The sequence below is a fragment of the Corynebacterium pseudopelargi genome, from assembly GCF_003814005.1.
In the GTDB taxonomy this organism is placed as follows: Bacteria; Actinomycetota; Actinomycetes; order Mycobacteriales; family Mycobacteriaceae; genus Corynebacterium; species Corynebacterium pseudopelargi.
Genome location: NZ_CP033898.1, coordinates 830,725 through 854,983 on the forward strand (window position 1 = coordinate 830,725; position 24,259 = coordinate 854,983).

Below are 24,259 nucleotides of genomic sequence, written 5' to 3' on the forward strand. Positions count from 1 at the left end.
CGTTCGCGGTAGCCTACAAGAGCTATGCGACGCTGGGTTTTGCACATCGATATGGACGCGTTCTACGCCTCCTGTGAGCAACTCACGCGCCCCACGTTGCGCGGCCGCCCCGTCCTTGTTGGCGGCGTGAGTGGCCGAGGCGTGGTTGCCGGCTGCTCCTATGAAGCAAGGGTGCTTGGAGCTCATTCAGCCATGCCCATGTACCAGGCTCGCACGCTGGTTGGCTACCGAGGCGTGACCGTTGCCCCGCGCGCTGCGTTATATAAGCACCTTTCAAGGAAAGCCTTTGAAGTGTTTGCGGAATTCGGCGGCGTGGTTGAGCAAGTATCCATCGACGAAGCCTTTCTAGAGCCCGAAGCGATCCAAGACCTCGAACCAGAACAGGTGCGCACCTGGGTAGAACAGATGCGCGCGGCGGTGCGTAAGCGCACCGGGCTTACTGCATCGGTGGGGTGTGGCCCTGGCAAACAAATCGCAAAAATTGGCTCAGGTCTAGCCAAGCCCGATGGGGTAGCGCTAATTCCCCAGGAATCCCTCGCAAGCGTGATCCACCCGCTTCCGGTAGGCAAGCTCTGGGGTGTAGGGCCTGTAACCAGGCAAAAGCTCGGGCAGCTCGGTATTGAAACGATTGGCGATCTAGCCGCGATGACGCAGCGAGAGGTCGACATTTCCCTTGGCGCGACGGTGGGCAGGGCGTTGTGGATGATGGCGCGAGGCCACGATGATCGTCCGGTTGAGGTGCGCAAAATTGCCAAGCAAATCTCCGCGGAGCACACCTACCCGAAAGACCTCACGAGCATCCCAGAGGTGGATGCGGCCTTGGAGCGCGCAGCCAATGATGCGCATCGTCGTTTGCTTCACGACGGCCGCGGGGCCAGAACCATCACCGTCAAATTGAAAATGGCCGATTTTCATACCGAATCGCGTTCTGCCACCTTGGATTACGCCACCGATAACCTAGATACGCTCAAGGCGATGGCAAAAAAGCTGCTGCGCTATCCCGATGACGTCGGGCCGATTCGGCTCGTAGGGGTGGGGTTCTCAGGGCTTGATCAAGCCCGCCAAGATGTGTTATTTCCAGAGCTAGACCAGGTAGTAAGTACCGAACGCGATGTTGATTATGAGGCAGGGGTGCGCGATCACCACGCCCCGATCGAAGTAGTGCTCGAACAACAGGAACAGGGCTGGAAGGCCACCCAGGATGTGGTGCATCCAGAATTTGGGCACGGCTGGATTCAAGGCATTGGGCTAGGCAAGCTCACCGTGCGTTTTGAAACCCGCAGCACAGGGGTGGGGCGGGTGAAAACCTTCGATGCCTCAGACCCAGCCCTGCAGCCAGGTGATCCTCTCGATAGCTTGGCTTAGAACAACGTCGCCGGATGCACACCAGATGCGATGGCGATGGCAAGCAACACCCGAGCCTGGCCGGCACGGAAGTAGGTAGAACCAATCGCGCCTTTGTGCGCCAGGGTCGAACCACCCCCGGCACCGCCATAGGTGCCTGCAACCTCGCCGCGAGGCACACGCGTGCTGATCACGACGGGGATATCGGCTTCAAGGGCAGCATCTAAGGCCTTGGCCATCTCGGTACCAACATTGCCGGAGCCCATGGCCTCGATAACTAAGCCCTGCGCGCCGTGTTCGATGGCGGCGTGCACCAGATGCCCATCGGCGCCGGGGTAGGCGCTAATGATGGGCACATTGATGCCCTTGAGGTGCTGTGGGGCTACCGGATCGGCGCGTCGAGGCTCTTCTGGCCCATTGGTGGCAAAGGCGAGTTCATCTTGAGCATGCCACTTCACACACCCTCGGGCAGGTAGTACCGCGTGGCCAAATACGACCAAAACGCCGATGTCTTTGGCCGAAGCATCAGAGGCCACCATCACGGCCTCGAAAAGATTGCCGGGACCATCGCTTTGAGGATGGTTGAAAGGCTTTTGTGCCCCGGTCAGCACGATGGGGCGAGGATCGTTGTGGAAGGTATCGAGCGCGATGGCTGTTTCTTCCATGGAATCAGTGCCGTGGGTGATCACGACACCGATCACGTTGTCTTCTTCTAAAGCATCATGGCTTGCTTGAAGAATTTCGTCGATATCGCCAAAGTTCATGGAAGAAGAATCCAGGCGATTTAATTCGCGCACCTCAAGCTCGAGGTTGCCGGCAAATCGTTGCGCTACTGGCTCAACCAATGCTTGGCCACTGACGGTGGGAATGAGTGCGCCGCGTTCATCGGCGGTACAAGCGATGGTGCCACCGGTGGTGATCACAATAACTTTGGGCAATGGTTCTTTCGAATCATTCATGCTTTGAGCTTGCCATATAAGCAGATTGCGTGTGGCCAACGGGTTGGGCTTTATCGAGTTTTTCATAGGAACGCGCTACCATTTGCCCGAGAAGCCCGCATCGATGTGGCAGCTTGCTAGCTGCTAACTCGATGCCCCAACACGAAGGAGAACTCGTGAAGCTTTCCAAAACGCTGGCAGCAACCGCAGCCTTGAGCATGGCCTTGACCATGGCGGCCTGCTCGAATGACGACGATAAGGAAGCAGAGTCCAGCAGCTCTTCTACTTCGAGCTCCAAGGCGGCCGCTCAGGCAGAAATGCCCACCGCCGCTGACCTCAATGCGATCGTTGCAGTGGCCACCGACCCCAACGCTCCTATTGAAGAAAAGCAACAAACCGTCCAGGGCAGCAATGTGGACCCGGCCCTGTTTGAGGTGCTGACTCGCTCGAAGCAAGAATCCGGCGCCGAGTTCATCGTGGTTGATCCGGTCCTTCCCGGCTATGCACCGAACTCGGTATTGGCAACCGTGAACGTCAATATCCCCGAGCAGGAACCCCAGACGGCCGACAATGTCGAGTTCATCTTCGAAGATGGCCGTTGGAAGCTCAGCCAAGACTGGGCTTGTACCTTGCTTAAGAACTCCGTGCCTGCAGATCAAGTACCGCCCATGTGCATCGACGAGCCAGCACCGCCGGCTCCTGTTGAGGGCGAAGCACCGGCACCTGAGGCGCCGGCTGCTGATGCGCCTGCACCAGAGGCACCTCCTGCCGATGCACCTGCACCCGAAGCACCGGCGCCAGAGGCTCCGGCACCGGAAGCTCAATAAGCTAAGTCGCAGAAAAAACCGCGGCGCACCCCTTTGAACACTGTTGGGGTGCGCCGCGTTGGCGTCGAAAAGCTAGCTGCTATTGGCTATAGCGAACTGCCGCGCCGAAGTCCTGCAGCACCCGGGCCGGGGAATCGTCCTGGCCATAGACCACGCGGGTAATCGCGCTGAGCTCACCGGTCTGGGGGAGAGGCTCGCGCAAATCGATATGCAGCTTGGCGGTGCTCGTTGATTTAGAACTCAACACCTTCAACTGCACATCGCCGTCCTCGATGGCGCCCTCGGCCGGGCGGCGCTCAATGGTGGCATCGAGATCCACGGAAGCATCATCAAGCGCGCGGATTGTATAAGTGGTGGTTTGGAGCATATTAGTGCCAAGCGAGACCAAAGACTCCACGCTCCAGCGCCCGCCAACACCCAAAGCCTCATCGGGGAACACCACCTGATTAGCGACCAAGGTGCGCATATATTCCTCAGTCACGCCACGTCCACGATCAGTGGCATCCACAGGGGCTGCGAAATTGACCGAGCTGATCTTCCCGCTGGCATCGGCAAACCAACCGGCCTGAAAACCATCGCTGGAAGCCACATCCTCGCCCAACTCCAAATCATCAATGCGCGGATTATGCAGGCGAAGCGTAATAGAACGCGAACCCTCATCACTGTTTACCTGCGCCTCGGCCTGGGCTTTCAAGGACGTCGTTTCAACCGATGCAGGGGCTTGGCTATCAACCTGCGCCTGATCACTTGCCTGCTGGCCAAAACCACTGGCGATAGCCAAATTCACAGACTGCTGCGCATCGGCATCCTCATAGCGCAACACACGAGCAGGCTGCGCACCCTGATCAAGCACCTCCACCTTCGGCGCCTCGACGGTCACGCCGACAGCCTCTTCCACCTTGGCATCATCACCGGTTTCATCACTGCACGCTGCAAGGCTCAAAGCGCCACACAGGGCGAGTGCCAAAAACGCCCGCCGCCTTGAGCGCTGCGGCTTGAAGGCATGGCGATGGCCGCCGTCGTTGCTGGAAAGCGGCTTAGAAAGCGACTTGGAAATCGACTTAGAAATCGGCTTAGAAAGCGAAGCTAAAAGCGGTGTTGTTCGGTCCACCCCAAGCACGTTACCGCACCCGATCAACCTGATGAGGGCAGTTCAGTTGGCACTTTGTGCTCCGAATTTGCAAAGATAAAGGCCGTGACGCGAAATGTAAGGAGTACGAGCAAGAATCGCTGGTTGATGATCCCGATCATCGCTGTAGTGGCATTGATCGACCAAGTGGTCAAAGAAATCATGTTGCACCACCTCCAAGATGGCCAGGTGCACTACCTCATCGGAGATTGGTTCCGGTTTAGGCTGCTTTTTAATTCCGGTGCGGCGTTCTCATTTGGTGAAGGCGCCACCTGGATTTTCACCACGATCCAGCTCGGCTTCGTTATCGCAGTGCTGCTTTTAGGCCACCGCGTGCAAGATCGCTGGTCTGCAGTCGGGCTTGCGTTGATGGCCGGTGGGGCGCTTGGCAATGTCATCGATAGGCTCTTTCGCGCGCCCGGCTTCTTCGTAGGCCACGTGGTGGATTTCATCTCCGTGGGCAATTTTGCAGTATTTAATCTCGCGGATTCGGCGATCACCTGCGGGGTAGTGGTGTTCGTCATTGGCATGCTGCTGCAAGACCGCCAGGCAAAAGCCGGTGATTCCCGTGCGTGATCATCGTCAACTCTTCGTCCCCGAAGGGCTTGCGGGCATGCGGGTAGATCAAGCGATTTCCAAACTCTTCGGCATCTCTCGCACCGCCGCCGCGGAACTTGCCCAAGCAGGCGATGTGCTTGTCGACGCCTCCGCTGTGGCGAAATCTGATCGCCTCCACGAAGGGGCATGGCTTGAAGTCACATTGCCAGAAGTGCCCGATCTTGAGCCCAAAGAAGAACTCATCGAGGGCATGGATATTCTCTACTCCGATGAGGACCTGATCGCAGTGAATAAGCCTGTGGGCGTGGCAGCGCACCCCACCTTGGGCTGGGAAGGCCCCACTGTGATCGGTGGTCTCGCCGCAGCGGGTTTCCGCATCTCTACCTCCGGGCCGCCAGAGCGCAAAGGAATTGTCCAACGCCTCGACGTTGGCACCTCCGGGGTGATGGTGGTGGCAGCAAGCGAGCGCGGCTACTCGGTGCTCAAGCGCGCCTTTAAGCAACGCACCGTATCCAAGACCTATCACGCACTGGTGCAAGGCCACATGGATCCACTCCAAGGCACTATTGAAGCCCCCATTGGCCGACACCCCTCCGCAGGGTGGCGCTTCGCTGTTACCAGCGACGGCAAACATGCCGTGACCCACTATGAAACGATCGAGGCTTTCGCCGAGGCCTCGCTTTTAAAGATCCACCTCGAAACTGGGCGGACCCACCAGATCCGCGTCCATACCTCTGCTTTGCACCACCCTTGCTGTGGCGACCCCATGTATGGCTCGGATGCGAAATTAGCGCAACGCCTCGGCCTGGATCGCCAGTGGCTGCACGCGGTGAGTTTGGGCTTTCACCACCCAGCCGACGGGCGTTGGATGGAAATCGAATCCCCGTACCCCGATGATCTACAGCATGCACTCGACGTGCTGCGTGCCGGCTAATACTCCTGGCTTGCACACTGCCAGCACCCGCGTTGGCTGAGTCACGGATCACAGGCCAAACCCTATGTGGGCGCAGGTAGCACTTTTTATGCTTAGAAACTATGAAGCGAAACGAAAACAACACGGATCGTGCGATCCGTGGCGCCGCAGCCGTACTGGCTGCCATCGGCGCATTTGCTGCCTTTAATGGCGATAAAACCGTCCTCGGCGTCGTGCTCGCCATCCTCACCGTGGTGCTCGGCGCAACGGCATTCTCGGGATTCTGCCCCGCATACACCCTCTTTGGCATCAACACCTGTAAGCGCAAATAACACCAGCAATTAAAATAAGCGAGCGTGGACACCACTGACCGCGCTCGCTTAAGTATTGCCATTGGCAGCCTGGCTGCCTTAGTCATCTTGCTTGTAGTGCTATCGAGCAACCAACCAGGCCATCACACCACCCTCCACAATGGCGATGTGCTCGGAAAACAGGAAGAAGAAACCTTCCAGCAATACCAACAACGTGCACATGAAAGCCTAGAAGGCCAAGGCCAACGCTTTGCATTAGTGACCTTCGCACAACCTTTAAGCCCAGAAAGCGCTGGGCACAGCCTTGAAACGATAACGCGAGTCAATGCCGTATTGCTGGATTCCAGTGCGCCTTTGGTGCTACCCGAACCAGTAGCGCCCGAAGGGCGTGCCGATGTAATCCGGCGCTATCAATCCTTTGTCGCTGCCGATGATGCACCACTGCAGGCAGCAGTAGTACGAGAAGATCTAGACACACTGCGCCATCTTGAAGCCGAGCCCCACATCGCTGCCGTGGAAGCCTTGCCAGAAGATGCCGCTTGGGGCCATTTTGGCATCACGCTCGTGCGCGCCCCCGCTGCCTAAAACCTAAATCCAACAGATACAGCGCCACCGACACCCAGATCACCACAAAACCAATCCAGCGCACGGTGCTGAGGTGCTCATGCATGACAAATACTGCCCACAACATTTGCATGGTGGGAGTGATGTACTGGAGCATGCCAATGGTGGCCAAAGGAATCCGCTTGGCTGCAGCACCAAATAACAACAACGGCACTGCGGTGACTACACCGGTTGAAATCAACAGCAACGAATAGCTCAAGCCTTCTTGAGCAAAGCTGCTGTTATCTGCGGCATGAAGCCAAGCCACATAGCCAAGAGCAAACGGTGCCGTCACCATCGTTTCAGCCGCAACCGAGGCCTGGGGTGAGACGCTGACTCCCTTTTTTACTAAGCCATACAACCCAAAAGAAAACGCGAGTAATAAGCCCATGATGGGTGGCTGGCCACCGACGATGGTTAACAGTAGCACCGCGGCCGCTGCGATGCTCACGCTTAAGGTTTGCAAGGGACGAAGCCGCTCGTGCAAGAACACCACGCCGAGCAGCACGCTTACCAAGGGGTTAATAAAGTAGCCCAGCGCTGCGTCTGCCACATGGCCGGAATTCACGGCAATGACGTACACCAGCCAATTGATTGCAATTAAAAACCCCGACGCCGTCAGGCGCAGCCAGGTCTGCCTGGATGCCCGAAACAATTCATGCCAGCGCCCAGACACACTGAGTACGCCGGCCATAAACACCAGCGTCCAGATAATGCGGTGGGCAATGATTTCTAGCGGCGCGGCAGGCTCAAGCAAGGGGAAATAGGCAGGAAATAACCCCCACAGCAGGTACGCGAAGATGCCAAAGAACACGGCACTTAACCTACCCGTGGGCATGGCCTAGCAATACAAAGGGTGAAAAATAGCCTCTGTGCAGGGCAAAGTGGAGGAGTTGCTAAGACCAGTACACTGCTTAATCATGGCGAAACAATCCTCCTTTGTACATCTGCACAACCACACCGAGTACTCCATGCTCGACGGTATGGCGAAGGTGGATATGTTGGCCGAGGAAGTCTCGCGCCAGCAGATGCCAGCGGTGGGCATGACTGACCACGGCAACATGTTCGGCACCGATGCCTTTTATCACGCCATGTGCGATGCGGGCGTGAAGCCGATTATCGGTATTGAGGCCTATTTGGCCCCAGAATCGCGCTTTAATAAAAACCGCATCCGCTGGGGCGAAATGCACCAGAAAAGCGATGACGTTTCCGCCTCCGGTGCCTACCTGCACCAAACCATGCTTGCCGAAAACGCCGAGGGCCTGCATAACCTCTTCTATCTTTCCTCCATGGCCTCTTATGAAGGCCAGCTTGGTAAGTGGCCGCGTATGGACGCAGAGCTGATCGCCGAGCACGCCACCGGCATCATCGCCACCACCGGATGCCCTTCAGGTGATGTGCAGACCCGTCTTCGCCTGGGGCAATTTGATGCCGCACTTGAGGCTGCAGCGATGTGGCAAGACATCTATGGCAAAGACAATTACTTTCTAGAGCTCATGGATCACGGGCTCGATATTGAGCGCCGCGTGCGCACCGAGCTGCTAGAAATTGGGCGCAAGCTGGATCTACCGCCGCTTGTGACCAATGACTGCCACTATGTGCTGGAATCCCAGGCCAAAGCACACGAGGCGATGTTGTGCGTGCAAACAGGCAAAACGCTCAGCGACCCAGACCGTTTTAAGTTCGATGGCACCGGCTACTACATCAAGTCGGCGCAGCAGATGCGCGAGATTTGGGACGACACCGTACCCGATGGCTGCGATAACACCTTGTGGATCGCAGAGCGAGTACAAGATTATGGCGAGATCTGGGAGGCACACCCACACGACCGCATGCCAATCGCCGATGTGCCAGAAGGTCACACTCCCACCAGTTGGCTGCGTCATGAGGTCATCGAGGGGCTCAAGGAGCGTTTCGACGGCGGCGAGATACCGAAGGAATATATCGATCGCGCCGATTATGAGATCGAAGTGATCGACATGAAGGGCTACCCCTCCTACTTCCTGATCGTGGCCGAGCTGATTAAGCACGCGCGATCCATTGGTATCCGTGTGGGACCAGGCCGTGGCTCTGCGGCTGGCGCCTTGGTGGCCTATGCGCTGACGATTACCAATATTGACCCCATCGAGCATGGCTTGCTGTTCGAGCGATTCTTGAACCCGGAGCGTCCGTCTGCACCCGATATCGATATCGACTTCGACGATCGCCGTCGCGGTGAGATGATTCGCTATGCCTCGGATCGCTGGGGTGAAGACAAGATCGCCCAGGTGATCACCTTCGGTACGGTGAAAACGAAGCAGGCGCTGAAAGACTCCGCCCGCGTGCAATATGGCCAGGCCGGCTACCAGATTGCCGATATGATTACCAAGGAATTGCCTCCGGCGATCATGGCCAAGGACATTCCGCTCACGGGCATCAAAGATCCCAATCACCCGCGCTATGCCGAGGCCGGTGAGGTACGAAAACTCATCGAAACAGACCCGGACGTACAAAAGATCTACGAAACGGCTGTTGGCTTTGAAGGCGTGATTCGCCAACCCGGTGTGCACGCCTGCGCGGTGATTATGGCTAGCGTGCCGCTGCTAAATCACATTCCCATGTGGAAGCGCCCCGCCGATGGCGCATTGATTACGGGCTGGCCATATCCTGCCTGCGAGGCCATTGGCTTGCTCAAGATGGACTTCCTGGGCCTGCGCAACCTCACCGTGATCGGTGATGCGCTTGAAAATATCAAGGTCAACCGCGGTGAGGAGATCGACCTCGAAGCACTCGAAACCGATGATCCGAAGGTCTACGAGCTGCTTTCCGGCGGCCATACCCTAGGCGTGTTCCAGCTCGACTCTGGCGGTATGCAAGAGCTGCTTAAGCGCATGCAGCCGACGGGCTTTAATGACATTGTGGCTTCTTTGGCGCTGTATCGCCCAGGACCTATGGGCGTGAATGCGCACAATGATTACGCCGACCGCAAAAACGGACGTAAGCCCATCGAGCCGATTCACCCGGAGCTTGAAGAGGCACTCAAAGACATCCTGGAAGAAACCTATGGTCTGATCGTGTATCAGGAGCAGATCATGGAGATCTCTCGCAAGCTGGCCAATTACACCGCTGGTGAAGCCGATGGCTTCCGTAAAGCGATGGGTAAGAAAAAGCCAGAAGTGCTGGCCAAAGAGTACGAGAAGTTCTCTCAAGGCATGTTCGACAATGGCTTTTCTAAAGCAGCAGTAGACGCACTGTGGGGCACCATCGAGCCCTTCGCCTCTTATGCCTTTAATAAGTCGCACGCTGCCGGTTATGGTCTGGTGTCTTATTGGACGGCGTATCTTAAAGCCAATTACACGGCTGAATACATGGCAGCTTTGCTGACCTCTGTTGCAGATAAGAAGAATAAGTCGGCACTGTACCTGGCTGATTGTCGCCACCTTGGCATCTCAGTGCTTTCACCCGATGTGAATGAATCCGGTCTGAACTTCATGCCGGTAGGAGAGCGAATCCGCTTCGGTTTGGGTGCGGTGCGAAACGTCGGTGCCGACGTGGTTGAGGCCATCGTTGAAGCCCGCGAAGAGCAAGGCAACTTCACAGACTTCTCTGATTACTTAGACAAAGTGCCCACGGTGGCCTGCTCTAAGCGTGTGATCGAGTCGTTGATCAAAGCTGGCGCCTTCGACTCATTGGAGCATCCCCGCAAGGGGCTCATGCTCATCCACGAAGACGCGGTGGATTCGGTGCTTGCTACCAAAAAAGCAGCCGATAAGGGCCAATTCGATCTCTTTGCAGGCCTTGGCGCCGGTGATGAAGAAGCCCCGAATGTCTTTGCCGTGCAAGTGCCGGATCAGCATTGGGATAGAAAACACGAGCTGGCCCTGGAAAGGGAAATGCTCGGCCTGTACGTCTCCGGCCACCCGCTTGATGGCTTCCAAGACGCCCTCGATGCCCAGACCGATACGCCACTGACCACCATCTCTGAAGGCGAATTACGCCACGGCACCGAGGTGGTGATTGGCGGAATTATTGCCGGTGTTGATCGTCGAGTAAGCAAAAAAGATGGCTCGCCCTGGGCGATTGTGACGATCGAAGATTACAACGGCGCGCAGGTGGAGCTGCTGGTGTTTAGCCGTCTCTATGGCATCGTTGCGCCGCAGATTGTTGAAGACAACATCATCGTTGCCAAAGCACATATCTCGGTCAAAGACGACCGCACCTCACTGTTTGGCGATGACCTCAAAGCAGCCGAACTTGGCCCCGGTGGCGGCGCTGGGTTGCCGCTTCGATTGACCATGCGCACCGACCAGTGCTCTTTGGAAAACATTGCCAAGCTCAAAGCAGTGCTTGCCAATAACAAGGGCGAATCGGATGTGTACCTCAATATCGTGCACGGAGAAGAATCCCGGCTGATGATCCTTGGCGAGCACCTGCGAGTGGAGCGCTCTGGAAGCCTCATGGGAGATCTCAAAGCCACTATGGGCCCTGGCATCTTGGGCTAAGTGGAACAGGGATCGACTTAGCCCACTGCACACACCGCAAGGTGAAGGCAGTGGGCTAAACTCTGTAGGCCATGAGTGAAAATGCACAGTCGATTCCGGACGCAAATGTTCATGCCGCCGATATCCAAATGGCGCAGGCACGAATTTCGGCGTCGATTGCGCCCACACCGCTGCAGTATTGTGCTCGCCTATCCGAGCTCACGGGGGCAGAGGTGTACCTCAAGCGCGAAGATCTCCAAGACGTGCGCTCTTATAAAATCCGCGGCGCAGTCAATGCCATTTCCCAGCTCACCCCCGAGCAGCGTGAGCGTGGGATCGTCACGGCTTCTGCCGGCAACCATGCCCAGGGTGTCGCCTTTGCCTGCCGCACCATGGGAATTCAAGGGCGCATCTATGTGCCTGCAGCCACGCCAAAACAAAAGCGCGATCGCATCATGGTCCACGGAGGCAACAATGTAGAACTCGTTGTGGTGGGCGCAAACTTCGACGAGGCCTCAGCCGCAGCACACGATGATGCTAAAGCCACCGGCGCCACCATCATTGAGCCTTTTAATGATCGCAACACCATCATCGGCCAGGGCACAGTCGCAGCCGAGGTGTTGGCGCAACTGACCAGCATGGGCAAATCCCTTGATTCCATGGTGGTGCCAGTAGGAGGCGGTGGCCTGATCTCGGGTATTTTGAGCTACTTGGCAGATATGGCTCCGCGTACCTCCGTGGTTGGCGTTGAGCCAGAAGGCGCCCCCTCCTTGCAGGCAGCATTAGAAGCAGATGAGCCGGTGGCATTGGCCACGGTTGATCCCTTTGTTGATGGCGCTGCCGTGAAGCGAATCGGAGATATCAACTTCGCCATCATCGAAAAGAACAAGGGACGCCTGCATAACCTCACCGTAAGCGAGGGTGCAGTGTGCACCGAGATGCTCGACCTGTATCAAAATGAGGGCATCATCGCTGAGCCTGCGGGCGCACTTTCTGTCACCGGCCTCAAAGAGCTCAACCTCAAACCAGATCAGGTGGTGGTGTGCATTATCTCCGGTGGCAATAACGATGTGCTTCGATATGGCGAAGTGATGGAGCGTTCCCTCGTACACCGCGGCCTCAAGCACTACTTCTTGGTCAATTTCCCCCAAGAGCCTGGCCAGTTGCGTACCTTCCTCAACGATATTTTGGGCCCGGATGACGACATCACGCTCTTCGAGTACCTCAAGCGCAACAACCGCGAAACAGGAACGGCCTTGGTGGGCCTGCAACTTGGCAGGGCAACGGACCTTGATGGCTTGATTCAGCGCATGGATGCCTCGCGCATCGAGTGCCGTCGCCTAGAGCCAGGTACTGCCGAGTACTCCTACTTAGTCTCGCTCTAATCCTCCTCGATGCGATACTCCCATGGGCCTAGCTCATGGCGGTGATCGTAATCGTTGGAGCAATTGGCATGCAGGCGCAGGTGCTCATAGGAAAGCGTGAGCACCTGCCCAGCCGTGCTGACCTCAAACTCACCAAAATTGACCTGCCCTAATTGGTGCTTTTTCCGCAAAGCGATGAGCTGCCTATAGGTAGCAAGCATGGCTTGCTGGTCTTGGTCGAAGTTCCAATCGAGCTTGGCTGAAGCAAAAGTGGCTGGATCGGCTGGGTCGGGCACTGCATCGGATTTCCAGCCGTGCTGGGCAAATTCTTCTAGGCGCCCCTGAGAGGTCGCTTGGTTAAGCTCGGGGGATTCGTGTGAACAAAAGAAGGGGAAGGGGCTAGTAGCTGCGAACTCTTCGCCCATAAACAACATGGGAACATAAGGGCTGAGCAACACCAAGGCTGCTTTCAGCCTTAATTGCTGCGGGGTCAGGTTTTGAGAGGGACGATCGCCTAAAGCGCGGTTGCCGGTTTGATCGTGCGTGGTGGTGTAGGTGACTCCGGCTTGGGGGCGAATATCGGCAGTGAGTTTGCGGCCGTGGGTGCGTGCGCGGAACGTCGAAAAGCTGCCTTGGAAAAAATACATCCCCTCCAGCGTGTGCTTGAGGCCTTCGATACCTGCTTTGGCGTAATCGGAATAATAGGCCTGATCCTCACCCGAGACCAGGGTGTGAATGCAGTGATGGATATCGTCAACCCACTGGCCTGCAAGGCCATAGCCAGAAGGCGCAATCAGCCGCGGATCGTTGAGATCACTTTCAGCAATCAAGTACTTGTGCTTGCCGGTAGCTGCTTCAACCTCCGAAGCCACGGCCTGTAACTGCTCCATGATGGAAAAAGCACCGCGATCATCATAGGCGTGCACCGCGTCGAGCCGCAGGCCATCAATGTGGAAATCTTCGAGCCACTGGCGCGCAGCATCCAAACAATACAAGCGCACCTCATCGGAATGAGGACCAGAAAAATTCACTGCCTCGCCCCAGCCAGTAGTAGCGGTGCTGAGGTAGGGGCCAAAGGCCGGAAGATAATTGCCATCAGGGCCGAAGTGATTAAACACCACATCCAAAATCACGCTGATACCACGTTCATGGCAGGCCTGAACCAGCGAACGCAACCCATCGGGGCCGCCATAGGCCTCGTGCACCGCGAACCAATCAACGCCGTCGTAGCCCCAGTTGCGAGCCCCACCAAAAGGCTGCACCGGCATCAACTCGATGGCTGTTACACCGAGGTCTAAGAAATAGTCCAGGCGCTTTTGCACACCAAAGAAGGTTCCCTCGGGGCTAAACGTGCCAACGTGCAGCTCATATATCACCTCATCGGCCAAAGGCCTGCCGTGCCAGTGCTCATCATCCCAAACCACCGGAGCAATCTTCTGGCTTAAGCCATGCACACCATCAGGCTGGCGTTGGCTTCGAGGATCGGGCAGCACCGGCCCGAAGTCTTCGGCCCCAGGGCTGCGAAGACGAAAACCGTAGCGCTGCGAGGGCTCAAGGTGGACATCGCAAGCGAACCACCCATTGGGGTAGGTAGCCATGGGAATTTCTGTGCCTTCACAGCACAACAACACATCGGCTGCAAAAGGCGCCCACACAGTGGTGGGCTGATCAGGGCGAGTAGATGCTGGCAGGGTCATAATGCACCAGTGTAAAAGCACAAAAGATACACTGCGAAAGCATGTACCTGCGCCCCGCTGAAGAAATCTGCACCGCCGAGCTCGAAATCAAGCGCTCAAAGTTTCTCACCTTTATTCAACGGGCCGATACAGAAGAAGCAGCCCGCGACTTCATCACAGCAATCAAGTCGCAATACCCAGATGCGCGACACCACTGCAGTGCCTTTATCTGCCACCAAGAAGGTTTTACCCCCATCGAGCGTTCATCAGATGACGGGGAACCATCTGGCACCGCCGGCCAACCCATGCTCGATGTGCTCCGCGGCAGCGGGGTAGAAGACATTGTGGCGGTTGTGGTGCGCTACTTCGGAGGCATCAAACTAGGAGCCGGTGGCCTAGTGCACGCCTATTCGGAGGCAGTAAGCCTAGGGCTGGAGCACCTGCGCACTGTGGTGCGCAAAAAAGTAGACCTCTACAACGTGGAATTAACCCACGCCCAGGCCGGCCCGGTTGAAGCTCGCCTGAGGGCAGCAGGCGTGCAAGTGCTCGATAGCGACTACGCCCAAAAGGTCACGCTCACCCTTGGTGTAGAAGCAGAGGGTGTGGCCACACTTGAGGCTTTGGTAGCCGAGCTGACCTCCGGGGCAGCAACGCTGAAAAATGCCGGGCATACCTGGGTGGAGACGCCCAGCTAGCAACCTGTGGGCCACTTGGGGCGCCGGGTTGAGCAGATAGCGGCAGGTTAGAATGATGCCTATGACTATGCAACGACGCCCAAGCAATAGCATCGAACAGCGCAAAGTTGATGTGCGCAAATACTCCAAGACTGCCGCAGTAGGAGTTGTTGGTGGCGGTGGCCTAGCGCTGATCGGGTTGCTGGTGGGGCAATCCTCACTGATGCTGCTTGGATTAGTGCTGATCGTGGCGCTCGGTGGTTATGGAATAGCAAAGGTTCGGTCGATTACGAACTACCGAGACCCGCACGCATGAGTGGTGCTGTTCGGATCGATGCCTGGGTGTGGGCGGTGCGTTTGGCTAAAACGCGTTCCCAAGCCGCCGAGGCCTGCAAAGCAGGGCACGTCAAGCTCAATGGTGCTGCGGTAAAACCCTCACAGCAGGTTGTGGTGGGCGATCATGTGCGAGTGTGGCTGAATCACCACGAAAAGCGTGTTGAGGTCACCCAACTGATTCGCAAGCGCGTCGGGGCTGCGGTAGCCCGCGAGTGCTATATCGACCATTCTCCTCCGCCACCGCCGAAGGAGATTATCGCCTCGATGCCGAAGCGTGATCGAGGTGCGGGCAGGCCAACAAAAAAGGAGCGCCGCGAGACTGATCGTTTGCTCGGCAGGCGCCCCAGGTAGCAGGTTGCTCTTAGAGGTTAATCCAAGCCGGAGGGAAGTCGATGCCGAATTGGCGGAAGGCATCGGCGATGGCTAGACCCCACACGTGGATGGCGTCGGCAAGCTGGGGGAAGAGCTCGAAAATAACCTGCATGAGTCAGTCTCCTTCTGATCAAGGCCCATGTGGATTACGGGCCAATAAAATGTTGTCCGCCACCTTAGCGCCTCAGCCGCCTCGACGCTAGAGCTTTCACCTTAGAGCTTTTTTAGCTTGGAGCCCTCGCGCTCAGGTTTGTGTTCTACAAGCGCAGCGGGATCGGCCTGCCGTGCTTTGTTCAAGGCTTCTAGGCGCCTGCGCAAACGAGGCACGCGCTGTTTGGGGTGGGCTCCGCTGCTGCCGGTTTTTTCAATATGCGTTTCGCCGAAGCTGAGTAACAGGAGGTCGTCGATAAGCCGAATTTGCCCAGGCTGGAAGCGATAATCAAGGCCGTCACGAACCAAGGCAATGCGCTGCGGAGCCAATAATTGCCGCAATTGTGAGGCGGTGGTGATGTCGTGGGCGTGCAGGAGTTCTTCGAGCCACTGATAGTGCTCGCTGCGCGATGGTGGCACGGTGTTGCCCAGGATCATCGCGATGATGCCGGGTAGCGTTTCTGCCGAAAACGCCACGTCTTTGCTGGAGGTGGTGTCGGGTTCTCGGATGGCGGCGATTTGGTCGAATTGTTGGTCGGCAAGTTCGATCAGCCCTGCGGTTAAGGTGAAGGCGCGATCGATTTGGGGGTCAAGATCCGTGGCGCGCTTATAGCGAATATCGTGTTCGAATTCCGCCCACGCATGCTGCAGCACGGTGCGGATCTGCACCTCGAATTGTTGGCCGATGTAATCGCGCAGGCTATCTACCCGTTCATCAACCTTCAGAATCAAGTGATGCGAGCCGTACCCAAAGCCGCCCGAGATTCTGGTCTGTGCGGTTTTATCCACCGAGCGAACAACGCTAAACACGTCGTCGATAGCATCAATGACGTGGGGAATTTCCGTGGAGTGCAAGGTGGTGATGCGCACGCCGATAATATCGTGCACATCTTGCCAAGGATCGGGATAGATCCACTTGCCTTCTGATTTTTTATTGGCCTTGGCCTTTAAAGAGTTCCACTTTTTTACTCGGGCAGAAACGCGATCATAGGTTAAGCCGGCATCAGCAAGCACATCTTCAAACGCCTCCACGAACTCCTCAGCGGCTTCGGGGTGATCCTGGTTAAACGCACGAAGCTTTTGGCTTAATTGCGTGATGCGCTTTGACCCCACAGGTTCCTACCTTTCTTTGACCAATAAACAACAAGGCAATGTAGCAAAAAGGTCCTCGCATGCCACCGTTGCGGTGTAGGTTTTGCCGCTGAGCTCATCGCGCCACGTGCCGGCGGGTAGCTTTACGGTGGTCTGTTCCCACTCATCGGCGCACTGCCACCGCGCGGGTTTGCGCACCGCAAAAGAGATCACCTGAAGCACACCGTTGGCGTCGCCGCGGGCAAAACCAATGCACTTCGATTCCGCAGGCCCTTGGGCAAATACGGCCTGGTAGGAGCCACCTATAAAGCATTCGGGCATTCTGGCTCGAAGCGCCAGGGCTGCGTGAGTGAGCTGCAATTTCGCTGCATCTGGATGCTCGAGATCCATCGGTGCTGCAAGCAATTGCTTCCTGCGGGTGTAATCGACAAAGCGTCGGTTATCGGGGTCGACGAGGGAGTCGTCGAAAAGCTCGGTGCCCTGATACACATCGGGAATGCCCGGGGCGGTGAGCTGCAAGAGCTTTCTACCCAAAGAAATTGGAAGGGCTGCTTGTTCAAGCTTTTCGACGAACGCACTAATCAAACCAGTAGCCGGCCCAGAAAGCAGCGCATCGATCCAATCACTTACTGCACGTTCGAATTGCTCGTTTGGCTGCGTCCAGCTTGTGTGCACCCCGGCCTCGCGCACGGCCTTGAGCCCGTATTCTTGCACCCTGGAGCGCAACGCATCAGTGAGCTCGCCACCTGCTGGCCACACACCCAAAATATTCTGGAATAAGAAATGCCCAGTGCCACCATCAGGGGCGGGCACGAGCTGCTGGACCTTGTGGCAAAGCTCCACAAAAGCCGCAGGATCTAAGGTGAGCGCGATGATGCGGGCGCGCACGTCCTCGCTGCGCTTGGTGTCGTGGGTAGAAAGGGTGGTCATGGCCCTGGGCCAGAGTTTGGCGCGTTCTTGTTGCAACATATGAAACTCCGCGGCCGAAACCCCAAAGCGGCCGGGCGCGCCGCCGACTTCCTGGAGCGCCACCAAGCGGCACGCACGATAAAAGGTTGTATCTTCTACGCCCTTGGCCATCACCGCACCGCATACCTGTGCAAAACGCGTGGCCGCTTCACCTTCGGCGAGCATCGCTGCGGCAAAAACATCAAGTGCAGCCCTGCGGGTGGGGAAGCGGTGGGCGTGATCGGCAATGGCAGTGGCCGTTAAACGCGATAAAGAAAGATAATCGGCGCGATACACCGGCATCTCTGCGATCAGCTCAATGACTGTTTCGCGCAACAGTTCCTCGCTCACGCTATGGCCACCGGTGGAGAAATTATCCGCACGGATCGCACGAAGCAGCCTGCGAATCTCCGCGTCGAGTTCACCTTCGGCCACCTCTGCTTTAAGCAGGTGCTCCGTTGCGGCAATGGCCGTCGCATTCCATGTAGAACCTGATTGCTCTAAGGCCAACATGCTCAGCGCATCTTCGGCGCTGCGGTGTACGAACACGCCATCAAATTCCCTGAGTGCGTCATAACCAGTGGTGCCGTCGACTGCCAAACGAGGATCGAGGGGCTCTTCTACACCCAGGATCTTTTCAATCACCAGCCAACGATCACCAATTAAGGTGCGCAGCCGCTGCAGGTAGGCAAAAGGATCGGCCAGGCCATCGGGGTGATCGACGCGAACACCGTCGATGAGGTCTTCTTCGATCAACTGCTGGATCATGGCGTGGGAGTGTTCAAACACCTCTGGATCTTCTTGGCGGATGCCTGCAAGATCATTGACGGAGAAGAACCGGCGATAGTTGATCACGCCAGTGCGCCAGTCGAGCAGCGCATAGTGCTGGCGATGATAGGTTTCCAGCGGCGTGTTCTGTTTGGTTCCCGGAGCAATGGGAAAGAGGTGCTCGTAGTAGCGAAGCACCTCCTGGCCATCAACCACGTCGAATTCCAGGGCTGCTTCATCGCCTTCGGCACCCAGGACCGGTAGGGCAATGCGGCCGTGTGCACCATTGTCTTGCCTGAAATCAATATCAAAATAATGCGCATAGGCAGAGCCTTGACCATGCTTGAGCACATCCCACCACCAGGCATTTTGAATGGGTTCGGCAATGCCTACGTGATTGGGCACGATATCGATAACCACCCCCATGCCGAAACTCTTCGCGCGTTTTGCAAGGCTGCGAAAACCATCGATGCCCCCAAGCTCTGGGTTGATCACCGTGGGGTCTACCACGTCATAGGAATGGGCGGAGCCTTCGCGTGATTGCAAAATGGGAGAAAGGTAGATGTGGCTTACACCCAAATCGTGCAAGTACTCCAAAATATCTTCGGCTTCGGAAAAACCGAAAGCGCGCCCATTGGGGTCAGCATTGGGGCCTCGAAGCTGCAAGCGGTACGTTGCGGTGATATTCACCCTCTTAACCCTAGGGCAGAAGCAGGGGATGTGGGCGCACCTTCACTCGCGTGTGGGCGGCGTCTTTGATTCTCAACAGCTTCGGATTTAGAAGTTCGATGAATGTGAAAGTGTTAGGCCGATACCAAGGTGGGGAAGCGAATGGGCTGAACTTTGCCAAAGCGTTGGCTAATCCAATGTTCAAGCAGTGGGCAGGCAGTGGGGCTGAGCAGCACCGTGCGGTGATCCGGTGCGAAAAAGACCGGGGCTGCGCCAAAGACGTTGCTAAAGTGCCGGTGGATAATGCCGTGGAGGTGGGGGTGTGCCAACCAACCCGATGGCAAAGAACCTGGCGTATCCATTTGCATTCCCGCGCTGGGTTGGCCGGTGAGCAACGCCGATGGGCGCGCACGAAGCGCCAAACCCGAGGGGGTGCTCGCCCGCGCGATGGCATTATCGGCGGCAAGCTCAAAGGCTTGCGTAAGGCTTAAGCCCAGCGCTTGGAAGGTACGAACTTTCAAAGGGATATGTGGGGCGTGCATGTGCACGAATTCGGCACTGTGGTGATCATTGAGCCGAAGGCGAGCCACGGCAGCAGCACGATCCGGTGCTCGCTTGGTGCTGCGAAGCCGGCCCTCAGCGGTGTTGCGATGCACCCCGGTATTCGGTGCCAAACGCAACACGATGCCTGATTGAAACGCCTCCGCGTGGGCGAGGAGGCGCTCCTGCTGCGTAGTGATGTGGTGTGTGGAGTGTTCTTTGTTTGGTGGAACCGTGATGCTTTGCTGCATGTACCCTCAACCCCTCGGCCAAATGAGCTCGCTGTAGAAAAACCTTCTATAGCTCTTTGACGCATTTCGGGGCCGATCGGTTCCCAACAATTTTTAAAACGGGGGGTCTTCTTCTAAACCAAGCTGCGTGACGAGTTCTTCTTTGGACCAAATCTCAAGCTTTTGGCCTTGTGCCTGAAGCTCCTCGGCGCGCTTGAGCTTAGAAGTTTTGCCCTCCCAAGGCCCTGAGACCAAGATGGTGGTCTTCTTTGTCACGTTCTTTGCCACATGGGCGCCCTGTTGCGCCATCGCAGACCAAAGCTGGCCCTTGGAATAGGGCTCGAAATCACCAGAAAGCACCACCGTTTGGCCAAAGAGGTTGCCGGCTGGATCTGCCTCGGTATTTGCCTCTGGGATCTCATCGGGCGTTGCCACCTTGGCCCAGGGTTGGCGAGGCTTCTTGGGTTTTTGAGATTGCTCTGGTGTTAGCGCTGCGATTTCTACGTCGTCATTGGCATCGACGTTTCGATCACGCAGCACCGGATAGACCTTGGATGCATCAAGGTGGCCAAGTTGGAAACCAAACCCGTGCATCACGCTGCCCAAATCGCCTTCGATGTCCTTACGTTGGGCCAGGGCGATCACGATGCCGGCGCAGGCCTCGGCATCAGCACCTGCATCATGGTGGCGTTGCAACATCACATCTAAGGCCTTGGCCACCGTGGGCAGGCGGTGATTGATCACGTCGAGCTTTGCCGCGCGAGCAAGGGCTAAGGAGCAGCCAAAATCAATAGCTGGCACCTCAATGTCTGCGGCAATGCAGGCCCGACGCAGTGCTGTCATGTCGAATTGCGCATTGTGCGCCAGCAGTGGTGAGCCATCCATCCACGATTCCAGCTTGTGCATGGCCTCGGAAAAATCTGGGGCATCTGCTACATCTTCAGCGGTGATGCCGTGGATGGCGATATTGGCTTCTTCGAAGTTGCCGAGCTTGGCAGGTGGCTTGCACAGCCAGGCGTCTTGAGCAACAACGGCTCCGTCGCGAACTTGGCATACCCCGATCTGGCAGATTGAGCCCCAATCGGCGTTGGCGGTTTCTACATCCACTGCAAGGAAATCAAGCCCTGGCACTACCACGATGGGTGCGAGCTCACCTTTGGCGGCGGCCTGCAGCGCGCTTAGGCATCGCTGCTGTTCTTTTTGGGCGCCGGGGGCAAAGGGGATGCGCACGTCAGCGATGCTGAGTTCGCCCATGGTGGTGGCAGTTGGCTGTGCTGTTTGGTTGATGGCTTGGGCATCGTTGAGCAAAAGGTGCTGGTCGCTGGCTCCGAGGGCGCGCTGAAGCACCGAGTAGCGCAGCCTTAACTGTTGGCCATTGAGTTGCACATGGCATCCGTGGGCTTGGAATTCAGCAGCGGGCATTGGGGTTCCTTCAGGCTACAAGCTGTATTCGTCGGTGGGTTTCTTTTGCTCTGGCTCGACCATACGCAACAACATTGAGGTGCGAGCGGGAAGCTCGATGGTGCCACCTGATTGAATGATCAGCGCTTCTTCCGGGTGCCCTGTGTCTTGGTCGGTATCAACGATCATCTTCCAGGACGCACCGTATTGCTCGCCGGGCAAGGTGAACTCGATCGGCTCGTGGTAGGCGTTGAACATGAGGATGAAGGAGTCGTCGACAAGCCTTTGGCCTCGCATATCGGTTTCGGTGATGCCTTGGCCGTTGAGGTAGACCATGAGGGATTTGCCAAAGGCGAAGCCCCAATCGTCTTGAGTCATCAAACGTCCGGCGGGGGTCAGCCAGGCGATGTCGCGGTCGCGCACCTCAGAGCCAAGCGGGCCACCGGCGAGGAAGCGGCGACGACGAAATACCGGGTGATTCTGGCGGATTCGGATGAGGCGTTTGGTAAATTCCACCAGCTCTTCGTTTTCGGTGGCCAAATCCCAATCGATCCAACTGAGCTCATTGTCTTGGCAGTAGACATTGTTATTGCCACCTTGGGTTCTGCCCATCTCATCGCCGTGAGCCAGCATCGGGGTGCCAAGGCTGAGCATCAAGGTGGTGAGGAAATTGCGGTGCTGGCGCTGGCGCAGCTTCAACACCGTCTCATCGTCTGTGGGGCCTTCCACACCGCAGTTCCACGAGCGGTTGTGGCTTTCGCCGTCGCGGTTGCCTTCACCATTGGCCTCGTTGTGCTTTTCGTTATAACTGACCAGGTCATTAAGGGTAAAGCCATCGTGAGCGGTGACGAAGTTGATGCTGGCAGTAGGCCTGCGGCCGTTATTGGCATAAAGGTCGGAGGATCCGGTGATGCGCGAGGCGAATTCTCCTAAGGTAGCGGGCTCGCCGCGCCAGAAATCACGAACCGTGTCGCGGTACTTGCCATTCCATTCCGTCCACAAGGGAGGGAAGTTGCCAACCTGGTAGCCGCCCTCGCCCACATCCCAGGGTTCGGCGATCAACTTCACCTGCGATACCACCGGGTCTTGCTGTACAAGATCGAAGAATGTTGCAAGCCTGTCGACGTCATGTAATTCACGAGCCAGCGTGGATGCAAGATCGAAACGGAATCCATCCACATGCATCTCGGTAACCCAGTAGCGCAGCGAATCCATGATCATCTGCAATGGGTGGGGGTCTCGAACATTCAGGGAGTTACCGGTGCCGGTGTAGTCCATATAGTGCGCACGGTCGCCGTCGACAAGCCGGTAGTAGGCCTCGTTATCGATGCCGCGAAACGCGATGGTCGGCCCTAAGTGGTTGCCCTCGGCGGTGTGGTTGTACACCACGTCCAAAATGACTTCGATGCCTGCCTCGTGGAAGCTTCGCACCATGCCCTTGAATTCGCTGACCGCGCCACCAGGATGGCGCGATGCCGAATAATCCTGGTGCGGTGCGAAAAAGCCGAAGGTGTTATAGCCCCAGTAATTGCGCAGACCAAGATCGCGCAGGCGATCATCCTGGAGGAATTGGTGCACCGGCAAAAGCTCAATCGCGGTGATGCCGAGATCTTTGAGGTACGCAATGATCGCCGGGTGCGCAAGGCCGGCGTAGGTGCCGCGGAGTTCCTCGGGAACATCCGGGTGCGTCATGGTCATGCCCTTGACGTGGGCTTCGTAAATGACCGTCTCATTAAAAGGGATCTTTGGCGCGCGATCAGCACCCCAGTCAAAGAAGGGGTTGACCACCACGGACTTCATGGTGTGCGGCAGGCTATCTTCGGTATTTCTGCCGTGGGGATCATCCGGGTGGTGGATGTCGTAGCTAAACAGTGAGGGATGGCCATCGAACTCGCCATCAAACGCCCTGGCGTAGGGATCAACCAGCAACTTGGTGGCATCGCAGCGCTTGCCCGCATCTGGATCATAAGGGCCGTGCACGCGGTAGCCATAGCGCTGCCCTGGGGTAACGCCGGGAAGGTAGCAGTGCCACACATGGGCATCAACCTCACGCAATTCGATGCGTTCTTCCTGGTCATCTTCGTCGATCAGGCACAGCTCCACTTTGTCTGCAACATTGGAAAAGATTGCAAAGTTCGTGCCAGCGCCGTCATAGGTGGATCCCAAAGGGTATGCGTCGCCGGGCCAAATCTGGCGTGCCGGTGCTGAGTCAGTCATGCATCAGACTCTAGCGCGCGTAGTCCGGAATCAATCAAGTGCACACCTTGAAGGAAGTGAAGCGAATCAGCCTCGCAAACATCCGGTGCTGCTGCGCCAGGTTCGCCAGCTTTTCCATCAGTGGAATGAACACTTTGGCCAGCCGTAGCCTGCGCCGCTTGGTGTTCTGCCTGCGCAATCACCGTGGAACCGAGCACAAAGTGCAAGGCCGTACTTGCACCCAACGCTGCCTGAGAACCACCGATGGCCTGGGCGAGGACCTGTTCGATGTCTTGACGTAAATCAGCATCGCTTACAGCAGCACTAATCAATTCAGCACCATCGCGATGCGCCAGCATGGCCCGGCGCAGCTCCACACAAGCTGATTCCAAAGAGTGAAACGAGGTCGCACTCCACTGGGCGAGGAGGTGGCGAGCGGTGGCGTCGATCAGCGCCTGCTTGTTTTTGAAATGCCAGTACAAGGCGCCAGGAGCCACGCCCAATTGCGAAGAGACTCGCCGCATCGTCATATCGGCGAGCCCGTAGCTATCGAGGATTTCGATGCTCATGGAAATAATTGAGGCCTTGCTTAATTGCACACCGTCTACATTAGCCAACAGCGATAACGCCTCGTGGGGCTTCTGCCAATGCAACAGGCTCGAAGTGGCCGTGGTGGTAATCTTTGCGGGCACAGCGCCGATATAGGCCACAGGATGCCAATGAGCTTGCTGCTTATAAAAAGACGCAGCGGTTGCCATCA

General features: G+C 57.0%; 22 protein-coding genes. 11 read left to right on the top strand and 11 right to left on the bottom strand.

All coding sequences use genetic code 11. The features are described from left to right. The first annotated feature begins 24 nt into the window (after positions 1 to 24). Positions 25 to 1,365 carry a DNA polymerase IV gene (locus CPPEL_RS03965; RefSeq protein ID WP_123959921.1) on the top strand — a complete coding sequence of 447 codons (1,341 nt, stop codon included), beginning with the start codon at positions 25 to 27 and terminating at the stop codon, positions 1,363 to 1,365. Here CPPEL_RS03965 and CPPEL_RS03970 read toward each other — a convergent pair. Beyond that, positions 1,362 to 2,303, bottom strand: coding sequence for an asparaginase (locus CPPEL_RS03970; RefSeq protein ID WP_123959922.1), 942 nt, complete (start codon positions 2,301 to 2,303; stop codon positions 1,362 to 1,364). The two genes, CPPEL_RS03965 and CPPEL_RS03970, sit on opposite strands and share 4 nt — an antisense overlap. A 155-nt stretch (positions 2,304 to 2,458) precedes the next feature. On the opposite strand from CPPEL_RS03970, the gene CPPEL_RS03975 reads away from it, so the two are divergent. Next, entirely contained in the window at positions 2,459 to 3,109 is a 651-nt protein-coding gene (locus CPPEL_RS03975) for a WKL family lipoprotein (RefSeq protein WP_123959923.1), read from the top strand. Positions 3,110 to 3,188: 79 nt separating this feature from the next. Here CPPEL_RS03975 and CPPEL_RS03980 read toward each other — a convergent pair whose 3' ends face one another. Continuing rightward, on the bottom strand, positions 3,189 to 4,220 hold the full coding sequence (locus tag CPPEL_RS03980; protein WP_123959924.1) for a hypothetical protein: 1,032 nt from the start codon (positions 4,218 to 4,220) through the stop codon (positions 3,189 to 3,191). Between the two features lie 84 nt (positions 4,221 to 4,304). Here CPPEL_RS03980 and lspA point away from each other — a divergent pair, with 84 nt between their 5' ends. The 4 genes from lspA (at position 4,305) to CPPEL_RS04000 (ending at position 6,605) form a co-directional block, all read left to right on the top strand. Further along, a complete protein-coding gene (gene lspA / locus CPPEL_RS03985) occupies positions 4,305 to 4,814 on the top strand; it encodes a signal peptidase II (RefSeq protein WP_281270512.1) in 510 nt (169 codons plus the stop codon). Next, positions 4,807 to 5,730: an RluA family pseudouridine synthase gene (locus CPPEL_RS03990; protein WP_245990503.1), complete on the top strand. Its 924-nt coding sequence runs from the start codon at positions 4,807 to 4,809 to the stop codon at positions 5,728 to 5,730. Before lspA ends, CPPEL_RS03990 begins: the two co-directional genes overlap by 8 nt. A 101-nt stretch (positions 5,731 to 5,831) precedes the next feature. Then, complete coding sequence (locus CPPEL_RS03995) at positions 5,832 to 6,041, top strand: YgaP family membrane protein (protein ID WP_123959925.1); 210 nt, start codon at positions 5,832 to 5,834, stop codon at positions 6,039 to 6,041. Positions 6,042 to 6,065: 24 nt separating this feature from the next. Then, positions 6,066 to 6,605, top strand: a complete 540-nt coding sequence (locus CPPEL_RS04000; RefSeq protein ID WP_123959926.1) for a hypothetical protein — start codon at positions 6,066 to 6,068, stop codon at positions 6,603 to 6,605. Here CPPEL_RS04000 and rarD read toward each other — a convergent pair. Beyond that, positions 6,577 to 7,437: an EamA family transporter RarD gene (rarD, locus tag CPPEL_RS04005; RefSeq protein ID WP_123961215.1), complete on the bottom strand. Its 861-nt coding sequence runs from the start codon at positions 7,435 to 7,437 to the stop codon at positions 6,577 to 6,579. The two genes, CPPEL_RS04000 and rarD, sit on opposite strands and share 29 nt — an antisense overlap. Positions 7,438 to 7,543: 106 nt before the next feature. Between rarD and dnaE the strand changes: the two genes are divergently transcribed. Both dnaE and ilvA read left to right on the top strand, forming a co-directional pair. Beyond that, the gene (gene dnaE / locus CPPEL_RS04010; protein ID WP_123959927.1) at positions 7,544 to 11,104 is read left to right on the top strand and encodes a DNA polymerase III subunit alpha; all 3,561 of its coding nucleotides are present in this window, start codon (positions 7,544 to 7,546) and stop codon (positions 11,102 to 11,104) included. Between the two features lie 71 nt (positions 11,105 to 11,175). Then, positions 11,176 to 12,468 (top strand): threonine ammonia-lyase IlvA, encoded by a 1,293-nt coding sequence (gene ilvA, locus CPPEL_RS04015; protein WP_123959928.1) that lies wholly within the window; start codon positions 11,176 to 11,178, stop codon positions 12,466 to 12,468. Here ilvA and treZ read toward each other — a convergent pair. Then, positions 12,465 to 14,144: a malto-oligosyltrehalose trehalohydrolase gene (gene treZ / locus CPPEL_RS04020; RefSeq protein ID WP_123959929.1), complete on the bottom strand. Its 1,680-nt coding sequence runs from the start codon at positions 14,142 to 14,144 to the stop codon at positions 12,465 to 12,467. The genes ilvA and treZ overlap by 4 nt on opposite strands. 41 nt (positions 14,145 to 14,185) lie before the next feature. Here treZ and CPPEL_RS04025 point away from each other — a divergent pair, with 41 nt between their 5' ends. The 3 genes from CPPEL_RS04025 to CPPEL_RS04035 all read left to right on the top strand — a co-directional run bounded on the left by CPPEL_RS04025 (position 14,186) and on the right by CPPEL_RS04035 (position 15,484). After that, the gene (locus CPPEL_RS04025) at positions 14,186 to 14,818 is read left to right on the top strand and encodes a YigZ family protein (protein WP_123959930.1); all 633 of its coding nucleotides are present in this window, start codon (positions 14,186 to 14,188) and stop codon (positions 14,816 to 14,818) included. A gap of 61 nt (positions 14,819 to 14,879) precedes the next feature. After that, positions 14,880 to 15,113, top strand: a complete 234-nt coding sequence (locus CPPEL_RS04030; protein WP_123959931.1) for a hypothetical protein — start codon at positions 14,880 to 14,882, stop codon at positions 15,111 to 15,113. After that, the gene (locus CPPEL_RS04035; RefSeq protein ID WP_123959932.1) at positions 15,110 to 15,484 is read left to right on the top strand and encodes an RNA-binding S4 domain-containing protein; all 375 of its coding nucleotides are present in this window, start codon (positions 15,110 to 15,112) and stop codon (positions 15,482 to 15,484) included. Before CPPEL_RS04030 ends, CPPEL_RS04035 begins: the two co-directional genes overlap by 4 nt. Positions 15,485 to 15,494: 10 nt before the next feature. Here CPPEL_RS04035 and CPPEL_RS11330 read toward each other — a convergent pair whose 3' ends face one another. The 7 genes from CPPEL_RS11330 to CPPEL_RS04065 form a co-directional block, all read right to left on the bottom strand. Continuing rightward, positions 15,495 to 15,617: a hypothetical protein gene (locus tag CPPEL_RS11330; protein WP_281270513.1), complete on the bottom strand. Its 123-nt coding sequence runs from the start codon at positions 15,615 to 15,617 to the stop codon at positions 15,495 to 15,497. 101 nt (positions 15,618 to 15,718) lie between these two features. Beyond that, a complete protein-coding gene (locus CPPEL_RS04040; RefSeq protein ID WP_123959933.1) occupies positions 15,719 to 16,768 on the bottom strand; it encodes a GTP pyrophosphokinase in 1,050 nt (349 codons plus the stop codon). A gap of 6 nt (positions 16,769 to 16,774) precedes the next feature. Beyond that, positions 16,775 to 19,153 (bottom strand): malto-oligosyltrehalose synthase, encoded by a 2,379-nt coding sequence (gene treY, locus CPPEL_RS04045; RefSeq protein WP_123959934.1) that lies wholly within the window; start codon positions 19,151 to 19,153, stop codon positions 16,775 to 16,777. A 113-nt stretch (positions 19,154 to 19,266) separates the two neighbouring features. Further along, a complete protein-coding gene (locus CPPEL_RS04050; RefSeq protein ID WP_123959935.1) occupies positions 19,267 to 19,923 on the bottom strand; it encodes a hypothetical protein in 657 nt (218 codons plus the stop codon). Positions 19,924 to 20,016: 93 nt separating this feature from the next. Further along, entirely contained in the window at positions 20,017 to 21,324 is a 1,308-nt protein-coding gene (locus CPPEL_RS04055; RefSeq protein ID WP_123959936.1) for a 3'-5' exonuclease, read from the bottom strand. Positions 21,325 to 21,339: 15 nt separating this feature from the next. Further along, the gene (gene glgX / locus CPPEL_RS04060) at positions 21,340 to 23,520 is read right to left on the bottom strand and encodes a glycogen debranching protein GlgX (RefSeq protein ID WP_123959937.1); all 2,181 of its coding nucleotides are present in this window, start codon (positions 23,518 to 23,520) and stop codon (positions 21,340 to 21,342) included. Beyond that, the gene (locus CPPEL_RS04065; RefSeq protein WP_245990504.1) at positions 23,517 to 24,257 is read right to left on the bottom strand and encodes a TetR family transcriptional regulator; all 741 of its coding nucleotides are present in this window, start codon (positions 24,255 to 24,257) and stop codon (positions 23,517 to 23,519) included. The genes glgX and CPPEL_RS04065 overlap by 4 nt, the downstream gene beginning before the upstream one ends. Positions 24,258 to 24,259 lie beyond the last annotated feature (2 nt).